General features: G+C 52.3%; 20 protein-coding genes and 1 riboswitch. All 20 genes read left to right on the top strand.

Annotation, left to right across the window (positions count from 1 at the left end):
• Positions 1–36: 36 nt before the first annotated feature.
• The 20 genes from lysA (at position 37) to resB (ending at position 18,435) form a co-directional block, all read left to right on the top strand.
• Positions 37–1,368, top strand: coding sequence for a diaminopimelate decarboxylase (lysA, locus tag RAC89_RS03050; RefSeq protein WP_306611666.1), 1,332 nt, complete (start codon positions 37–39; stop codon positions 1,366–1,368).
• Between the two features lie 177 nt (positions 1,369–1,545).
• Positions 1,546–1,986, top strand: coding sequence for a peptidylprolyl isomerase (locus RAC89_RS03045; RefSeq protein ID WP_284640346.1), 441 nt, complete (start codon positions 1,546–1,548; stop codon positions 1,984–1,986).
• A 143-nt stretch (positions 1,987–2,129) separates the two neighbouring features.
• Positions 2,130–2,699: a hypothetical protein gene (locus RAC89_RS03040; protein ID WP_306611662.1), complete on the top strand. Its 570-nt coding sequence runs from the start codon at positions 2,130–2,132 to the stop codon at positions 2,697–2,699.
• Between the two features lie 183 nt (positions 2,700–2,882).
• Positions 2,883–3,039, top strand: a riboswitch (FMN riboswitch).
• Positions 3,040–3,428: 389 nt separating this feature from the next.
• The gene (gene ribD, locus RAC89_RS03035) at positions 3,429–4,541 is read left to right on the top strand and encodes a bifunctional diaminohydroxyphosphoribosylaminopyrimidine deaminase/5-amino-6-(5-phosphoribosylamino)uracil reductase RibD (RefSeq protein ID WP_306611660.1); all 1,113 of its coding nucleotides are present in this window, start codon (positions 3,429–3,431) and stop codon (positions 4,539–4,541) included.
• 6 nt (positions 4,542–4,547) lie between these two features.
• A complete protein-coding gene (gene ribE, locus RAC89_RS03030) occupies positions 4,548–5,201 on the top strand; it encodes a riboflavin synthase (RefSeq protein WP_306611658.1) in 654 nt (217 codons plus the stop codon).
• Between the two features lie 21 nt (positions 5,202–5,222).
• The gene (locus tag RAC89_RS03025; RefSeq protein ID WP_306611656.1) at positions 5,223–6,443 is read left to right on the top strand and encodes a bifunctional 3,4-dihydroxy-2-butanone-4-phosphate synthase/GTP cyclohydrolase II; all 1,221 of its coding nucleotides are present in this window, start codon (positions 5,223–5,225) and stop codon (positions 6,441–6,443) included.
• 30 nt (positions 6,444–6,473) lie between these two features.
• The gene (gene ribH / locus RAC89_RS03020; protein WP_284640335.1) at positions 6,474–6,941 is read left to right on the top strand and encodes a 6,7-dimethyl-8-ribityllumazine synthase; all 468 of its coding nucleotides are present in this window, start codon (positions 6,474–6,476) and stop codon (positions 6,939–6,941) included.
• A 41-nt stretch (positions 6,942–6,982) separates the two neighbouring features.
• Positions 6,983–7,768, top strand: coding sequence for a segregation and condensation protein A (locus RAC89_RS03015; RefSeq protein WP_306611654.1), 786 nt, complete (start codon positions 6,983–6,985; stop codon positions 7,766–7,768).
• Positions 7,737–8,345: an SMC-Scp complex subunit ScpB gene (gene scpB / locus RAC89_RS03010; RefSeq protein WP_306611652.1), complete on the top strand. Its 609-nt coding sequence runs from the start codon at positions 7,737–7,739 to the stop codon at positions 8,343–8,345. The genes RAC89_RS03015 and scpB overlap by 32 nt, the downstream gene beginning before the upstream one ends.
• 466 nt (positions 8,346–8,811) lie before the next feature.
• Positions 8,812–9,516 carry a DUF2953 domain-containing protein gene (locus tag RAC89_RS03005; RefSeq protein WP_306611650.1) on the top strand — a complete coding sequence of 235 codons (705 nt, stop codon included), beginning with the start codon at positions 8,812–8,814 and terminating at the stop codon, positions 9,514–9,516.
• A gap of 119 nt (positions 9,517–9,635) precedes the next feature.
• Positions 9,636–10,169, top strand: coding sequence for a GerW family sporulation protein (gene ytfJ, locus RAC89_RS03000; protein ID WP_306611648.1), 534 nt, complete (start codon positions 9,636–9,638; stop codon positions 10,167–10,169).
• Positions 10,170–10,437: 268 nt separating this feature from the next.
• The gene (locus RAC89_RS02995) at positions 10,438–11,490 is read left to right on the top strand and encodes an HD-GYP domain-containing protein (RefSeq protein ID WP_306611646.1); all 1,053 of its coding nucleotides are present in this window, start codon (positions 10,438–10,440) and stop codon (positions 11,488–11,490) included.
• Between the two features lie 26 nt (positions 11,491–11,516).
• Complete coding sequence (locus RAC89_RS02990) at positions 11,517–12,206, top strand: SOS response-associated peptidase (protein WP_306611644.1); 690 nt, start codon at positions 11,517–11,519, stop codon at positions 12,204–12,206.
• 153 nt (positions 12,207–12,359) lie between these two features.
• On the top strand, positions 12,360–13,529 hold the full coding sequence (locus RAC89_RS02985; RefSeq protein WP_306611643.1) for a D-alanyl-D-alanine carboxypeptidase family protein: 1,170 nt from the start codon (positions 12,360–12,362) through the stop codon (positions 13,527–13,529).
• A 38-nt stretch (positions 13,530–13,567) separates the two neighbouring features.
• On the top strand, positions 13,568–14,167 hold the full coding sequence (locus tag RAC89_RS02980) for a nucleoside recognition domain-containing protein (protein ID WP_306611641.1): 600 nt from the start codon (positions 13,568–13,570) through the stop codon (positions 14,165–14,167).
• Between the two features lie 7 nt (positions 14,168–14,174).
• Positions 14,175–14,708, top strand: coding sequence for a spore maturation protein (locus tag RAC89_RS02975; RefSeq protein ID WP_284640315.1), 534 nt, complete (start codon positions 14,175–14,177; stop codon positions 14,706–14,708).
• 73 nt (positions 14,709–14,781) lie between these two features.
• The gene (locus RAC89_RS02970; protein ID WP_306611639.1) at positions 14,782–15,123 is read left to right on the top strand and encodes a peptidoglycan recognition protein family protein; all 342 of its coding nucleotides are present in this window, start codon (positions 14,782–14,784) and stop codon (positions 15,121–15,123) included.
• Between the two features lie 34 nt (positions 15,124–15,157).
• Positions 15,158–15,925, top strand: coding sequence for a pseudouridine synthase (locus tag RAC89_RS02965; RefSeq protein WP_306611637.1), 768 nt, complete (start codon positions 15,158–15,160; stop codon positions 15,923–15,925).
• Positions 15,926–15,991: 66 nt separating this feature from the next.
• Positions 15,992–16,510, top strand: coding sequence for a redoxin domain-containing protein (locus RAC89_RS02960; protein ID WP_306611636.1), 519 nt, complete (start codon positions 15,992–15,994; stop codon positions 16,508–16,510).
• 260 nt (positions 16,511–16,770) lie between these two features.
• Entirely contained in the window at positions 16,771–18,435 is a 1,665-nt protein-coding gene (gene resB, locus RAC89_RS02955; RefSeq protein WP_306611634.1) for a cytochrome c biogenesis protein ResB, read from the top strand.
• Position 18,436 lies beyond the last annotated feature (1 nt).

The raw sequence follows: 18,436 nt of genomic DNA, 5'->3' as shown, positions 1-18,436 counted from the left end.
TAGTAGTAATGTCTTGAGGGAAGAGGAGAACAGCATATGTACCTACATGGGACGAGTACGATTAACGCGAACGGGCATCTGGAAATCGGCGGGTGCGACACGGTTGAGCTGGCTGAGAGGTTCGGCACACCGTTATATATTATGGATGAAGCTCTGATCCGGCAGCGCTGCCGTGAATATATGGAGGCGTTTCGCGCCTCCGGTTTGAAATTTCAAGTGGCTTATGCCAGCAAGGCGTTCTGTGTAATGGCCATGTGCCGTATTGTGGAAGAGGAGGGCATGTCGCTGGACGTGGTATCCGACGGCGAGCTTTATACCGCCATGCAGGCAGGGTTTCCTGTAGAACGAATTCATTTTCACGGAAACAACAAGTCGCCCCAAGAGATTGAAATGGCGATTGATGCCGGAATCGGGTGTTTTGTGGTCGACAACACGGTAGAGCTTCATATGATGAACGCCATTGCGGCGGAGAAGCGGGTTGTGGTGAAGGTGCTCCTTAGACTGACGCCAGGGGTCGAGGCTCACACCCACGAGTTTATTTCGACAGGGCAGACCGACTCCAAATTCGGCTTTGATATGGGCAACGGAGCGGCTTATGAGGCTGTGAAGACGGCACACGGGCTTTCGCATTTGGAGCTGCTAGGCATCCATTCTCATATCGGCTCGCAAATTTTTGAGGTCGAGGGCTTCAAACTCGCGGTCGATAAGGTGGCTGCCTTCTCCGTTAAAGTTCGGGATGAGCTCGGCATTACCTTCTCCGTCATCAATCTCGGGGGAGGCTTCGGAATCCGTTATGTAGAGGGAGATACCCCCCTGCCGGTTGCCGAGTATGTAGCGGCGATTACGGGCTCTATCAAGGAGCACTTCACCAAGCATGCGTACCCGCTGCCGGAAATTTGGACAGAACCGGGCCGCAGCATCGTGGGGGACTCCGGGACGACGCTTTACACCGTGGGAACGCATAAGGACATTCCCGGCGTTCGCAAATATGTCTCTGTAGACGGCGGCATGACGGATAACCCGCGTCCGGCGCTCTACGAAGCGCGTTATGAAGCGATGCTTGCGAACCGCGCGGAAGCTTCTTGCGAGGAGGTCGTCTCGATAGCCGGCAAATGCTGCGAATCCGGTGATATGCTCATCTGGGATGTGGAGCTTCCGAAGGTGCAAACCGGCGATTTGCTTGCGGTTGCCTGTACTGGAGCCTATAATTATGCGATGGCCAGCAATTATAACCGGATTCGCCGTCCGGCCGTCGTTTTCGTCAAGGACGGGCAAGCGGATGTTGTCGTGAAGCGGGAATCCTACGAGCATCTCGTCGGCAACGACTTGATTCCTGAACGAATGAAGCAGGTAACCCGATCTTGCTAGTGACCGAGAGCCCGAGGCATTGCCTCGGGTTTTTACCTTTTGGCGGAGAGCAGCGAGTTTAGCTTATGCCTCGGAAATTTGTGTTTGCCGGGCGATTCATAGTAGAATGGGAAGGAAATACATACCTGCGTTCCTCGCAACGTATGGACTATACCACGGATTAAAGGAGTTAATACCATGGCGAAAAAAGGTACCATCGAGCTCGAAAACGGCAACAAGGTTCACATTGAATTTTTCCCGGACGAAGCACCGAACACCGTCGCTAACTTCGAAAAGCTGGCGAACGAGGGTTTCTATAACGGCCTTACCTTCCATCGTGTCATTCCGGGCTTCGTAGCGCAAGGCGGCTGCCCTCACGGCACCGGCACCGGCGGCCCGGGCTACACGATCAACTGCGAGGTAGCGACGAACACCTCCAAGCATGAGCGCGGCACGCTGGCTATGGCCCATGCCGGACGCAATACGGGCGGCAGCCAGTTCTACATCTGTTACGCTCCGCAGCCTCACTTGGACAAGCAGCATACCGTATTCGGTAAAGTGACCGAAGGGATGGAGCACATCGACCAAGTAAGGCAGGGCTCCAAGATGAAAGAAGTTAAGGTTTGGGACGAAGCGTAAGAACCTATTTTTTATGAGGGACACAGGATGTGTCCCTTTTTTTTGTGTGTGGTTTGGTAGTAAGCTTAACTGGCCGTAAAATAGAAAGGAATACTTTGAATCAGGCAGGTAAATTCTAAGATACAAAGGAGTGAAGAGAAGATATGTCGTTAAAAAATCAATGGATATTTAATATTGCGATGGTCTTACTATCATGGCTAACACTTCCCCTAGTAGGAAAACGGAGCCTGAGAAGGTTTTTTCCAGCAACGCTCTTTACCATCCTTTTAACCTGCTTTGATATCCAAATCGGTAAAAAACGCAGATGGTGGTCTTTTTATAATAAACCGAAGTCTACCGTTTCCAATGAACTTCCATTTCTCATCGGCCCCATGCTAGTCATGTCTTTATTTTCATTAAAATGGACCTACGGAAATTTTAAAAAGTTTATTGCGCTGAATGCTCTATTTCAAGCCATTTTTGTATTTCCGCTTACAAGGTTGTTTACAAAATTTAAACTATTTAAATTAGTTTGGTTTAATGAATTTCAATTCTTTTTGTATTTCTTTTATAAGGCCTTTTTCTTATATGGAGTTCAGTATTTGTACGAAAAAAGGGAAAAATTGTTGAGCTTGTTCCATATAAAGGACAACGAGGCTACAATTCAACCCATGGATAGGCATTTACATGTACTGCACGATCATGAGCACCGGGAAGAGCTGGCCTTAAACTAAAAGCTAGGGGATATGATCAACCATAACAAAGTCAGGCGAGCCCTTGGACCGGTCACGGAAGGAGGGCTTTCTTTTTTTAGCCGAAGCCGGTTACTAACAAAAAGTAAGAAAAATGTTGCAATATTATTTTTACAGTGTTATTATTCCATATTATGCGGAATCTTCGATTCCCATATAGATTCGCAACCACTTCGGGGCAGGGTGAAATTCCCTACCGGCGGTGATATAAGCGGCCCGTTGGCGCTTATTCAGTCCGTGACCCGTGCCGCGCTTATGCGCAGCCGGTGGACTCGGTGCAATTCCGAGACCGACAGTATAGTCTGGATGGGAGAAGGGGAAAGCGTGCGAAGACAGTCAGTTACATATCGACGCAGGTTGTGCAGGATTTCACATGGGCAGGATGACCAAGCTATACGTTTGGACGTTTCCTTGTGAGATGAAGCTGAGCCGGGAGCGAGACCATTGTCTCTTTATCGCAATTTACGGGAGTGCCATTTTTTTTGTTTTGGGCACGGGTTTTTCCGTATGGGCATTAAGGGCTGTCAGGTCACCGCTACGGTCTGGCTATAAGCTGCTGCCGATGTCGTATGTTTTTCGTACCCGTATGGATTGTCATACGCATTCCCGAAGGAACCAAGCCCCTAGCCAAGGAGATGTGCCATTACTCCTTGTGCCAGATCGGGCTTTTTTTGTTATCCGTGACTGTTGCTGGAGAAAGGAGGAACGCAGTTGGAGCTGCTGAACGACGAGTATTATATGCGACTTGCCCTTCAGATGGCGGAAGCGGCGACCGGGCAGACGGGCATTAACCCCGTCGTCGGCTGCGTTCTGGTGAAGGACGGCCGCATCGTGGGCATGGGCGCGCATCTGCGCAGAGGCGAGGCCCATGCGGAAATCCAGGCGCTGCGCATGGCCGGAAGCGAAGCGGAGGGCAGCACGGCGTATGTGACGCTCGAGCCCTGCAGCCACCACGGCAAGACGCCTCCGTGCAGCGATCGGCTCGTCAGCGAGAAGGTGAAGCGCGTCGTCGTCGCGTGCACCGATCCGAACCCGCTGGTAGCCGGCAGCGGGATCCGGCGGCTGCGTGAGCACGGTCTCGAGGTGACGGTAGGGGTGCTGGAGCGCGAGGCGATCCGGTTGAACGAAGTGTTCAACCATTACATCCTTACGCGCCGCCCCTTCGTCACCTTAAAGACCGCCAGCACGCTGGACGGCAAGATCGCCGCGCACACGGGCGACAGCAAGTGGATCACGAACGGAACGTCCCGTTCGTTCGTCCACACGCTGCGCCACCGCCACCAGGCGATCATGGTCGGCATCGGCACGGTGCTTGCCGATGACCCGTCCCTGACGACTCGGCTCCCGGTGCCGGGTCTGCACCCCACGCGCGTCGTCGTCGACTCGACGCTGAAGCTGCCGCACGACGCTGCGCTCGTGCGGGACGGCGCCGCGCCCACGGTCGTCCTGACGACCGAGCAGGCGCCGGCGCCTAAGCGCCGCGAGCTCGAAGCGCGCGGCGTCACGGTGCTCGACTGCGGCCCGGGGCCGGCAGTCGATCTGCGCGCCGCCATGGCGCGGCTCGGCGAGCTGGAGCTCGCCAGCGTGCTGCTCGAGGGCGGCGGCAGGCTGAACGGCGCGATGCTGGAGCAGCGCCTGATCAACAAGCTGGTGCTGTTCTACGCACCGAAGATTATCGGCGGCGGTGCTGCCGCGCCGGGGAACTTTGACTTCCCCGGCTTCGCCAAGATGAATGAGGCGATCACCCTCGACCGGATGCAGGTGCAGACCATGGACGATGACATTTGCATCACGGGCTATCCGGTATACGGAAAGGAGGACTGAGACGCGATGTTTACCGGCATTATTGAAGAGCTGGGCGTCATGAAACGAATTACCAAGCAAGGTCAGGCGATGGTCCTGACGATCGGGGCGAAGAAGATCTTGGAGGACGTCAAGCTGGGGGACAGCATCTCGGTCAATGGCGTGTGCCTGACCGTCGTAGCGTTCAATGACAGCTCGTTCTCCGTCGACGTCATGCCCGAAACGTTTCGGCGGACCAACCTGGAGCGCCTTTCCGTCGGAGCGCCGGTGAACCTGGAGCGGGCGATGGCGGCGAACGGACGTTTCGGCGGACATATCGTGCAAGGTCACGTCGACTCCACCGGAACGATTACGTCCAAGGTTCCCGAAGAGAATGCGGTTGTATTTCGAGTGGAGCCTGCGGACCCCGGCATTTTGCGGTATGTGATCGACCACGGCTCCATTACGATTGACGGCATCAGCTTAACGGTGGTGCAGGTCACCGAGCGCTCGTTCACGGTCTCGATCATCCCGCATACCCTTGCGGAAACGGTGCTTCAATACAAGAAGGCGGGCGACGAAGTGAATTTGGAGTGCGATGTGTTGGGAAAATATATCGAAAAGCTGCTTCAGGGACGAACCGCCCCTAAAGGCGGCAGTCAGCTGTCGGAAGCGTTTCTGGCGGAGCACGGATTTATGTAAGTCAAAAGGAGTGTGGGAGCGATGACGGAACCGATTAAATTCCATCCAATAGAAGAAGCGATCTATGACCTGATGATGGGCAAAGTGATCATCGTCGTGGATGACGAGGATCGCGAGAACGAAGGCGACTTCGTGGCTCTGGCGGAGAAAGCGACGCCGGAGGTCATTAACTTTATGATCAAGGAAGGCCGCGGCCTCGTTTGTGCCCCTATCACCCAGGAGCGGGCCCAGGAGCTGGATCTGCCTCCTATGGTACAGCGGAATACGGATTATCACGGAACGGCGTTCACGGTTTCCGTGGATCACATCGAGACGACGACAGGGATTTCAGCTGCAGAACGCTCGCTTACGATAAAGTCGCTGATCGATCCCAAAACGAAGCCGCAGCACTTTCGGCGCCCGGGACATATCTTTCCGCTGATTGCGAAGAACGGAGGCGTACTCCGACGGACGGGGCATACCGAGGCCGCGGTAGATTTGGCGAGAATGTGCGGATCCTATCCGGCTGCCGTTATCTGCGAGGTCATCAAGGAAGACGGAGAAATGGCGCGGGTTCCGGACCTTATGGAAATCAGCCGTCAGCATGACCTGAAGATCATCACCATTGCCGATCTGATTCAATACCGCAATCAAAAGGAAAGGCTGGTCAACCGCGAGGTCGAGGTAAGGCTGCCAACCGATTTCGGCGACTTCCAGGCGATTGCGTATACGAACCAGATTGACAACAAAGAGCATGTCGCTTTGGTCAAAGGTCAAATCGACAGCGATAAGCCTGTGCTTGTCCGCGTACACTCGGAATGCTTGACCGGCGATGTATTCCACTCGCACCGCTGCGATTGCGGTCCGCAGCTGGCTGCCGCACTGAAGCAAATCAACGAGGAGGGCTCCGGCGTTCTGCTCTATATGCGCCAGGAGGGCCGAGGCATCGGACTCATCAACAAGCTGAAGGCTTATGTGCTGCAGGAGGAAGGGCTGGATACGGTAGATGCCAACTTGAAGCTTGGGTTCGCGGCTGATTTGCGCGACTATGGAATCGGCGCTCAAATCCTCAAGGATGTCGGCGTTCGACAAATTCGATTGCTGACCAACAACCCGCGTAAAATCAAGGGACTGGAAGGCTATGGTCTCGAAGTGGTAGAGCGCGTTCCGATCCAAATGGAAGCGAACGAGGACAATACGAACTATTTGCACACGAAGCAAGCCAAGCTGGGACACCTGCTTGATTTTTCCAACGAAAAATAATTTCTATGTCGAAAGGATGTTGTGACACACATGGCGAAAGTATACGAGGGACATTTAGTATCGCAAGGATTGAAATACGGAATCGTAGTAGGCCGTTTTAATGAATTTATTACCGGCAAGCTGCTTGCCGGAGCGCAAGACGCGTTGAAGCGTCACGGAGTGCAAGAGGATGAAGTCGAGATTGCTTGGGTGCCGGGTGCTTTCGAGCTTCCGTTGATCGCTCAGAAAATGGCGGAGAGCGGCAAATATGACGCTGTCATCACGCTGGGTGCGGTAATCCGCGGATCTACTCCGCATTTTGACTATGTATGCAATGAGGCGGCGAAGGGCGTTGCGGCGATCGCGCTGAAAACCGGCGTACCGACCATCTTCGGCGTGCTGACAACGGATTCCATCGAGCAAGCCGTAGAGCGTGCCGGAACCAAGGCCGGCAACAAAGGCTGGGAAGCGGCGGTAACCGCTATCGAGATGGCTAATTTAACGAAGCAATTTTCCTAATATTTCAAGCTGAAGGGCAGTAAGGGGGAACAAAGAACAAGGTGAAGGTAACAGTGAAGCTGGAAACGTTCGAGGGCCCCCTGGATTTACTGCTCCATCTGATCGATAAAGCGGAAGTTGATATTTACGACATTCCGATCAAGGACATCACCGATCAATACATGTCTTATCTGGACGCGATGCAGGAGCTTGAGCTGGAGGTAACCAGCGAATTTCTGGTTATGGCGGCCACGCTGTTATCGATCAAAAGCAAAATGCTGCTGCCGAAGCCACCGGTCATTGAGCTTGAGTATGATGATTATATGATGGACGATGATTACGATCCGCGGGCGGAGCTCGTTGCGAAACTGATCGAGTATCGAAAGTATAAAGCGATTGCCGACCATCTCCGGGACAAGGAGACGGAACGCAGCTTGATTTATACGCGAGAGCCGGAGGATTTGACGCCGTTCGTTCCGGCAACGATAGAAAATCCGGTTAAGGGCCTGCATGTGGGGGACTTGGTCCGGGCCTTCCATAAAGCCATGCGCCGAATGCAAAGCCGGAATACGATTGCCAAAATCCGCAAGGACGAAATTTCGGTCAAGGATCGCATGATTGAGGTGCTCGACGTGTTAACCCGCACCGGCGGCAAGGTGGTATTCTCCAAGCTGATCGACGAGGAAGCGACGAAGGATACGATCGTTGTTACCTTCCTCGCGCTGCTGGAGTTGATGAAAGTGAAGAAGATCGTTTGCTATCAGCATCGTTTATTTGACGATATTGTGATACAGGCAAGAGAGGATGGAGCAACGGATGGATTTTGGACAGCTGAAATCAATTATTGAAGGCTTACTGTTCGCGGCTGGGGATGAGGGTCTTGACGCCCGTCAGTTATCCGAGGTGCTGGAGCAGGATGCCGCCTTTGTCCGAGATTTGGTCTATGAGCTCCAAGCCGATTTGAAACGAGACGGGCGGGGCATGCAGATTGTTGAGATGGCCGGAACCTTTCAGCTAGCTACATTGCCTGAGCATGCGCCTTACTTTGAACGGTTGGCCTATTCCCCATCCCGCTCCTCCTTATCGCAAGCGGCGCTGGAAACCTTGGCTATCATTGCTTATAAGCAGCCCATAACAAGGGTGGATATCGAAGAAATTCGCGGCGTCAAATCGGATAGGGCCCTGCAAACGCTCGTGGCTAAGGATTTGATCCAAGAGGTCGACCGGGCCGATGCACCGGGAAGACCGATCCTTTACGGGACGACAAAGGCGTTTCTCGATTATTTTGCCTTACCGAGCATTCAGGATCTACCGGAGACCGCGATGTTTGAAAGTGACGACAGCCTGGAAGAGGAGACCCGTCTTTTGTTCGAGAAGCTCGATGGGAAGCAGCTCACCTTCGAGGAGGTCGGGGAGCCGGAATAACCAAGCACGCAACCATACAAAGTGAAAAAATCACCTTACAAGCTCATGCTAGGCGCATGGAGGAATGGTAAGGTGATTTTTTGTGTTTACAGGTGGAATTTTTCCTGCGCATCATATGAATAAGAGGCTGTAAAATGATTTTATAACGTTACGGGGTTGACATCCGTCTGAACTCCACTGTGTAAAGCGATTTTTTCACGCTAACGCAGCAGGCATTCGGAACCCTTATAACCGCCACCTGCAAAACAGGCCGAGCGGATCCATTCTGAGCAGCGGGGATACGGTTCTCTTCTTTTTGAAGCTGAAGCACAACTAAGCAGCGGCGTGACGGTTATCGGCAGCGACCGCCGCTGCAACTGAATAACGCATGTTTTGGCAGCTGTGGGTCATACTAACTTTCGAGAACAGAAGCTTGATGCTTCCGTGGATCGGGAGTTTTTTTGCTTTTAAAGGAGGAGGAAAACATATGCTTTGGCTCTGGGTCCTCTTAGCTTTGGTGCTGTTGATCATCTTTATCGTTTTGGCAAGCAGCCTGCAGATTCGTTTCTCCGCTGCCCGGCAGGGAGAGAACGACAAAGCGGTTGTGGATGTGAAGGGATTGTTCGGCTTGTTTAAATACCGTCTCCATATTCCCTTTGTAAAGTTCAAAAACTTCTCGGAAGGGGTGGAAATGAAGCTGGAAACCGTCAATCGTTCACAGGGCAGTCTGCTTGCCGAAGGGGAGCCGAACATTACAGGCGAGAATATTAAGAACGCCTTCGAGGATTTGAAGGATCTGCTCCGTCACACGTTCCAATTCAACAGATGGCTGACCGGCATGCTGTCGCATGTACGATGTACGGATTTCCAGTGGACCACGAAGGTAGGAGTAGGGGACGCCCCCAGCACGGCTGTCACAACAGGTATGGTTTGGGGACTGAAGAGCTCGTTCCTCGGCTTTGCCTTCCGATATATACGCTTGGAGACGCAGCCGCGGCTGAATGTGGTTCCAAATTTCAATCAGACGGAGTTTACTTCGGTAGCGAAGGGCTTGCTGTACCTTCGGAACTGGCATCTTATGGTAGGCTTAGTATCCTTGCTCCTTCGCGTTATTAAAGTTAAGGGCGGCATGAAGGTATGGCAGCAGGTCATTCAAAAGGCAATACATGCCAGACCTCTCCATAAGACCTAATGCATAGCCGACGCGATCGCTGGCAACGATATGATAAGACCACAGAGAATACTCTTTCTCTCTGTAGGGAATTTTAAAACTGCTTAGTCTTTTACATTCAGTCTTAGGAGGGAACAGCAATGGCGACAGAACATCCGATTCAAGGCTTAATGAAGACGGCCATGGAAAACATTAAAGAAATGGTCGACGTAAATACGATCGTCGGCGATCCTGTAGAAACACCGGACGGCAGCGTCATTATGCCGATCAGTAAAGTAGGCTTCGGCTTTGCCGCCGGAGGCAGCGAATTCGTTTCTGCAGATGATACTACCGTTGTAACGACAGGAAATGCTACAAGCCGCATCACCGATGCTCACAATGCCAATGTAGCCTTGCCGTTCGGCGGCGGAAGCGGCGGCGGCGTATCCATTACCCCGATCGCATTCCTGGTTGTAAGCAAGGCAGGAGTAAAGATCGTACCGCTTGACAATCAAACGCATTTGCTGGAGCGACTGATCGATTCGGCTCCTCAGGTTGTGGATAAAATCCAAACCATGATGAAGGGCGGCGCTTCCGCTACTACAGGAATGGGCACAACCGGATCCGCCTCCGGCACAACGGGCTCCAGCTCGACCAACGTAACGAATATCGAAAATCAGAACTTCATCGTGTAAGGCAAAATCTGCTTGACCTGCCAGCAATATGCGGTTGCCGAGCGCGGCCGAATGGGGCATAATCAAGACAGATAGAGAACATATGAAAAAGGTTAATGACCGATATAAAACACGAGCTGCTCCTTTGGGGCAGCTTTACATATTTTTGAGTGATAAGGAATACATTGACTCTTTCTTCCATGTTGGTCTATAGTAAATTTATGACTAGCCCGATGAAAAGAGGTACGTTGGCGTGCGATTGATTCCTACCCGATCCTGTGCACCCGGAATGCGTTTGGGGAAATGTATTTACAGTGAAGACGGCCTTGTGCTGCTGAACCGCCATGTAGAATTGAATGTCGCCTTGATCAATCGCCTCGTGCATTATGGCGTGGATTTTGTCTATATCGAGGATGAAGCGACCTCCGACGTTGTGGTAGAGGACCCGATTTCAGATGAAACAAGAATTAAAGCGCTTTCAGAGGTCCGTTCAAATTTCCGTGCTTTTATGGAAACAAGCAGCAAGCCGAAGCTTTCCAAGGGACCGGTGCTTGGCCGTGCGTTCGGAAATGTGATCAGCATGATTATGGATGATCTCAGCAGCCATCAAGGCACCCTTATCATGCTCATGAATATGAACGTGATGAATAATTACCTTTATCAGCACTCCCTTAACGTTTGTATTTATGCGACGATGCTCGGGATGGCGAACGGCTACAGTAAAGATGATTTGCGGACACTGGCCATGGGGGCGCTGCTGCATGACATCGGCAAGACCAAAATCAATCAGGACTTATTGAAGAAGAACGGTAAGCTGACCCCAGAACAAATGGAAGAGATTAAGAAGCATGCGGAAATCGGATATAAGCTCTTGAAGGACGAGCCCGGCGTTCCGCTGCTTGCCGCGCACTGCGCCTTTCAGCACCACGAGCGATTGGACGGAAGCGGGTATCCCCGGGGCATTGAGGACAAGGAGATTCACGATTTTGCCAAATGGCTTGCCATTATAGATAGTTATGACGCCATGACGACACACCGTCCTTACCGGCACGCCATGCTGCCGCATCAGGCGTTGGAGGTTTTGTTTGCCGGAGCCGGAACGCTTTATGATATCAAGAAGGTTTCGATGTTCAGGGACAACGTTGCGGTTTATCCTCTTGGATTAACGCTAACGCTCAGCACAGGGGAGCGAGGGGTTGTTGTGCGTATCAACCCGAATGTTCCTCAAAGGCCGGTCGTTCGCGTATTGACGGACCCTGAGGGACGAGCTTTAACGCAGCCGTATGAAGTGGATTTGGCTGTAAAGCTTACCGTGTTTGTCAGCCAGGCGGATGAATTATAAGCGACGGTTCGGGAGGGGGATGCCTTATGTGCGGAAGATTCACTATTACGGTATCATGGGATGAGCTCATTCTGCGGTTTTTACTGGACAGCCGACCAGGCAAGTACCAGCCGCGTTATAATGCGGCGCCGGGCCAATGGATTCCTGCCATCCTGGGAACGGATCGAAGGGAGTCTTCATGGAACCGGATCGGCGAGCTTCGCTGGGGACTTGTTCCCTCCTGGGCTTCGGATGAAAGGGCCGGTGCCAAAATGCTGAACATCCGTTCCGAAACGGTCTCCGAGAAGCCTGCTTTTCGAAGGCTGCTTCAGCGTAAGCGCTGCCTCATTCCGGCTGACGGCTTCTACGAATGGAAGGGAAGCGGACGACAAAAGCAGCCTTACCGATTCCTGTTACGGTCGGGCGAGCCCTTTGGAATGGCTGCGTTGTATGATACTTGGGCAGCTTCAGACGGAAGCAAGCTGCATACCTGCACTATCTTAACGACCAATGCTAATGAGCTGGTGTCGGAGGTTCATCATCGTATGCCGGTCATTCTTAGTCCGGAAGGGGAGAAGCTTTGGCTGGATCGGGACATCCAAACTTCTTCGGAGCTGACTTCTCTTCTACAACCCTATGCTTCCGACCGGATGCGCAGCTATGAAGTCGACGCCAAGGTAGGCAGCGTTCGATGGGATGAGCCCGCCTGCATCGAGCCGATGCGGGCTTTACTGTAACGTTTCTGCTTCGAATACTACCCTGTGTAACCCGTTTGCGGGAGGCACAGGGTTTTTTCTTGCACCGACATATCCCGAATGGATAAGCCATATACATGTACAAGATGTGGCGGCGACGTGAGCTTGGCGCCTATAACTCGGAGGAGGTTCATCATGCATAAAGGATGTTTATTGTTGTTGTCGTTTTTGCTCATTTTCACTAGCCTTTTGCTCCCCCAAGGGGTACAAGCCGCGCCGGCTCCCGGACTAAGCGCAGAGGCTGCCGCGCTGATAGATGTGACCTCGGGCCGAGTGATCTACAGCCGTCAAGGCGATAAGCAGATGCGAATCGCCAGCCTGACGAAGATCATGACGGCGATTGTTGCGATAGAGCACGGCAAATTGTCGGACATGGCGAAGGTTAGCAAGAACGCCTTCGGGAAGGAGGGTTCTTCCATCTACCTGAAGCTGAATGAGGAAATGAGCCTGCATCATTTGCTATACGGCATGATGCTGCGTTCCGGCAATGATGCGGCGACAACGATAGCCGAGCATGTAGGGGGCAGCGTGGAGGGCTTCGCCTACCTGATGAACGAAAAGGCGAAAATGATCGGCATGTCCAATTCGAGCTTCAAGAATCCGTCGGGTTTGGATGAGGAGGGTCACTATTCTACAGCCAATGATATGGCTAAGCTGACAGCGTACGCCTTGAAAAATCCGGTTTTTCAAGAGATCGTCAAAACGAAGGTGAAGAAGGTCCCGAACCCGAACGAATCGTGGGACTATGTATGGCTCAATAAAAATAAGATGCTGAACCTCTACGAAGGCTCCGACGGTGTCAAGACAGGGTATACGAAGCTCGCGAAGCGCTGCCTGGTTTCCTCCGCCACACGGGGAGGGCAGCAGCTTGCAGTTGTTACCTTGAACGATCCGGACGACTGGATCGATCACGCCAAGCTGCTTGATTACGGCTATAAGAATTACCCGTTGCAGCAGCTTGCAACGAAAGGGCAGCCCATTGAGGGAACTGATTTTGTAGCCGGCGCTTCGTTCGCCTATCCTGCGGAAAGCACGGAAGCTTCGAGATTTACGCAGCAGATGGAGCTCCATCAACCGACCTCCACCGAATACCGCTTGGGAGATCTCGGGCATCTGCATATTTCCTTAAACGGCAAGCCGGTCGGCACCATCCCTTTGGTAGCTAAGGATAGTCCGCGGCTTAAGCTGAAGGAGCATTCCGCTTTCTCCTTCCAGGAGACGGATTATAGCTCAGCGAACTGGATGCAAAAATGGCTTTACTTCATGCAATCGTTCGTTCGCGTATTGTTCACCGGTCAAAGCTAAGTCGTAATTGATGCGCTTAGCGGGAAGAGAGGGAATCTATGGTTAACTATATATGGCTGTTCTTTATGGTGGCGGGGTTTGGCGTGGCAGCCTTTAACGGAAAAATCGAGCTGGTGACCGAAGCCGTCTTCGACGGGGCGAAGAGCGGCGTCACTGTCTGCTTCGGCTTGATCAGCATTATGGTATTCTGGCTCGGCATGATGCGAATCGCAGAGGATGCAGGGCTGCTGGAGAAGCTGGCCATTCTGCTTCGTCCGATCGTCCGCTTCCTGTTTCCCAGCGTGCCGAAGGATCATCCGGCCATCGGCTACATTATGTCCAATATGAGCGCGAATGTGCTCGGTCTCGGCAATGCGGCGACGCCGCTTGGCATCAAGGCCATGCAGGAGCTTCAGAAGCTGAACAAGCATAAGGATATCGCCAGTCCGGCCATGTGCACGCTGCTCGCATTAAATACGGCCAGCATCACGCTGATCCCCACCACGCTGATCGCGATCCGTATGAGCTTCAACTCCGCCAGTCCTGCCGAGATCGTCGGCACGACGCTGCTCGCTACGTTTGTGTCCACGCTGGCTGCCATTTTGGTAGATAAATGGTACCGCAAGCACAGCACACCGATTGATATTGGGAAAGGATGAATCAGAGGTGTACGAAATTGTTAATGTCATCTCCGCCTGGGCGATCCCGGTCATCATTGTCTTTATTCCCTTATTCGCCACCTACCGGAAGGTACCCGTCTATGAGTCGTTCGTAGAAGGGGCCAAGGATGGCTTTGATACGGCCATTCGGATCATCCCGCATCTGGTCGGAATGATGGTGGCGATTTCCGTGTTTCGTGCGTCCGGCGCCATGGAAATGATGATCGGTTGGGTGAAGCCCTTCTGCGACGCCATCGGCGTCCCCAGCGAGGTGCTGCCGCTTGCATTTTTGCGGCCGATTACAGGGGCCGGGTCGCTTGCATTTACTACGGATTTGATCCAGCAGTTCGGACCGGACTCCATGATCGGCCGAATTGCCTCCACCGTACAGGGCAGCACAGATACGACACTGTATGTGATCACTGTTTATTTTGGCGCGATCGGCATCCGCAAGGCAGGCTATGCCTTGAAGGTCGGTTTGATTTCCGACGCCGTCGGTTTTATTGCTTCCATCGTCATATGTTACCTTGTCTTCGGATAAACAAGCCCTTCCTCTGCACCCTCGTTTTTCTGTGCACATATACTGTAGCAGCCAGCCCGAAAGAGGTGAGACTGTGCAGTATTACGGCATCATTATCCATCACTCCGCTTGCTACTCCATTAATGGAAAAGGGTATGATTTCTTCATTGCCAAGAACGGCACGATCATTCCCTCTTCCGATCAAACCGACCCGCTGTATATTCATATTTGTCTGGAAGGGGATTTCTCCAAGGCTCATTCGGAATTCACGAGCGAGGAAAAGGAGCAGCTCTTTCTTTTGAATAAGCTTGTTATGAGGCTTGCCGAAACGTTTCAATTTAAGCCGAATGAGCTGTTTCCGCATACCATTTCTTGTCCCGGCACTTTTTTTCCCTGGAGCCAACTTGTGATTTCCTCTGAGGATCGTTATCATTAGCCTAGGGTAATTATAAATTGAGGTGAAATGGCTAATGGAAAGATTGCAGAAGGTGTTGGCTGAAGCGGGAGTCGCCTCCCGTAGAAAGTGTGAAGAATTGATTACGGCCGGACGGGTTCAAGTCAATGACGAGGTTGTTACGGTGCTGGGCGTGAAGGTCAATCCGGCCTCAGATACGATCAAGGTAGACGGGCGGCTGATTAAACAGCAGAAGAAGGTATATGTTATATTCAATAAACCCAAAGGGGTCATCACGAGCGCATCCGATCCCGAGGGCCGTAAGACCGTGACGGAATTTTTCAAGGATATTAAAGAACGCATCTACCCCATCGGACGTCTCGATTACGACACGGAGGGCTTGCTGCTGCTGACGAACGATGGGGACTTTGCCCATCTGCTTACCCATCCGAAGCATCATGTTCCCAGAACCTATTTGGCTACGGTGAAAGGAACTCCGCACGGTACGCTGCTGGACAAGCTCCGTGAGGGCGTACAGCTGGAGGACGGCATGACGGCGCCGGCGGAGGTGGAGTATCACGATATTGATCCGGACAAAAAGGAAACTGTCGTTCGCATTACGATCTATGAAGGACGAAACCGTCAGGTGCGGCGCATGTTTGAAGCGATCGGCTTTCCGGTCATCAAATTGCGACGTATTCAGTTCGGTCCGCTAGCGTTGACCGGCGTTCCGCGAGGAAAGTACCGTCACTTGAATAAGGATGAAATCAAGGATTTGATCAAGAGCGCCCAAGAAGCAGGGAAAGCTGATGTCAAGTCACATAATATTCAAAAAGGCGAATAAATGCTGTGACAATTTTCGCTATAATGAGGGTAGGACCAACCCACATTAGTTTGAAGGTGTGTGAAGATGGGAAAACATAGAAAATGGGTGCAAATCGTTATTTTTGCCGCTGTTGTCATTATCGGCGCATTAACGCTGGGGAACAATTTGTTTTTATCCGACAAGAAGCCGGTTCAGGGAGGGAAGGCGCCTGAATTTAAGCTGGTCGGCCTGGACGGGAAGCAGCATCAGCTTTCGGACTACAAAGGCAAAATCGTCGTGGTCAATTTCTGGGGAACGTTCTGCGAGCCATGCCGCAACGAAATGCCCGCCTTGGATCGCCAATATGCGAAGTGGAAGGACAAGAATGTAGTAGTGCTTGGTCTTAACATCGGCGAACGGCCCGTATCCGTTCGGACGTTTGTTGAGCAGTACAATGTGAAATTCCCGATTCTGCTGGACGACAACGAGGAAATTCGCAAGCGCTTCGGAGTACGGGATTATCCGACCACCTTCTTTATTAGCCCTGACGGCCGCATCGCCCGCATCCAGGTCGGCGAAATGACGGAAAGCTTCATCGAGCAAACCATTACTTCTCTACAATAATTACGTGTTGCAAAAATCAATTGTTTTGGAATTTGGTTTTGGCCCTTGGTTTACTTGCCAGTTGATGAGGTGAGATATGCCCCGCAGGAATTTACGTCCGCCTTTGAAGCCCGTGAATTAACATTCCTTGTCTAATCAAGAATTCACGGGCTTCAAGGAGCGGCCGGAGGGGCATATCTCACCGTTTGACTGAGGCAAGGTCTTAACCGGGGAGAAACCGAATCCAACGGTTTATGATTTTTCAACACGCAGGAGGTCACATGATTCAAAACACAAAGTGCGAATGCGGCCACCAAAACCACGTTGGCACGGTACTATGCGAATCCTGCGGCAAGCCTCTGTACGATGACAACGGAACCGCACTCCTGGAGATGAAATATGACGGGGTAGCCCGCCGCTCCCAGAGAGAGAACCCGGGAATTCTCGACAAGGTCTGGAACTTCTTCTCCTCCGTCAAGATTGCCATCTACCTTATTGTCATCACCTTGATCGGCTCTGCACTCGGTACGATTTACCCGCAGGAGAATACGTTTCTTAATATTGATCCTTCAGTGTATTACAAGGAAACCTACGGCACCACCGGATATATCTACTACTTGCTCGGGCTCTCCCATACGTTTGAATCCTGGTGGTTTATTACGCTGCTGTTTATGATCGGCACCTCGCTGGTCGTATGCAGTCTGGACCGGGTCCTTCCGCTTTACCGGGCGCTCAATAAGCAGCAGGTCCGCAAGCACCTCAGCTTTATTTTGCGGCAAAAGGTAGCTTATACGGGGGCGCTTCCCGTCGAGTCGGGGCAGGAGCAGGAGTGGGTAAAGCAGGCGGCGCAGACGCTGACGAAGCAGCGATATAAGGTACACCTCAGTGAGGACGGAACCGCATTGTTGGCGGAGAAGTACCGTTTCAGCCGCTGGGGCCCTTATATTAACCATATCGGCCTCATCATTTTCCTCATGGCCGTGTTGATGCGAAGCATCCCCGGCTGGCACATGGATCAGCATGTAGCTTTTCCGGAGGGACAAGCCGTTAAGATTCCTGAGACGAACTATTATTTGAAGAACGAGAAGTTTACCATCGAATTTTACGGTGACGAGGAGCTTTCGCCGGAATTCCGCGCCAAGAAGCAGGACGTCCCGAAAATTTATGAGACGAAGGCGGTCCTCTATACATGTACCGCGCAGTGCGATGACCCGACGAAGGATCCGGTACTAACCGAGGTGCATCGGCAGGATATCATCGTGAATAAGCCTTTGAATTATGAGGGGCTGATGGCCTATCAATTCGACTTCAAGTCGAATCCGATGCTTTTGGCCGTAAAACCGTCTCTGAAAAACCGCCAAACCGGCGAGGTATACGGCAGCTTCGAGCTCTCAATGGATAGGCCGGCCGAGCAATTGCAGGCAGGCCCCTATGAGCTGAAGCTTCGGGGGTATTATCCTGAATTCTCGCTCGACAGCAAGGGGGTACCGATCACCCTTTCCAATGAGCCTAAGGTTCCTGCTTTTATTTTTACGATCAAAGGTCCGGGCCTGCAGGCGCAGGGAGAGCCTTATCTGTACTTCCCGCGGCAAGTTGATAAGGAGAATTTCCGTCAGGACGAGATTAATGGAGCCATTGGCCAAAAGCTTGATATTTCCGTAGGCTCCATGCAGGACGTTACGATATCCGAGTGGATCAGCTATTTGAACATTCGTATCGACAAAGCGATGCCGCTCGTTTGGATCGGTGCCGCCATTTCCATGATTGGTTTGATCATGGGCTTCTACTGGCATCACCGCCGCGTCTGGCTGCGGATTGATAACGGGAAGCTTTCTCTGGGAGCGCACACCAACAAAAACTGGTTTGGCATTCGCAAGGAAGTGGCGTCCATGCTTCAGAAGAACGGCATCCCTGTAGATGACAAGTCGCTGGAAAAGAAGGAGTGAT

This window comes from Paenibacillus sp. GD4 (assembly GCF_030846225.1).
GTDB lineage: Bacteria > Bacillota > Bacilli > Paenibacillales > NBRC-103111 > Paenibacillus_G > Paenibacillus_G silviterrae.
The sequence above is the reverse complement of the archived record's forward strand: the minus strand, read 5'-3'. Positions and strand labels throughout refer to the sequence as shown.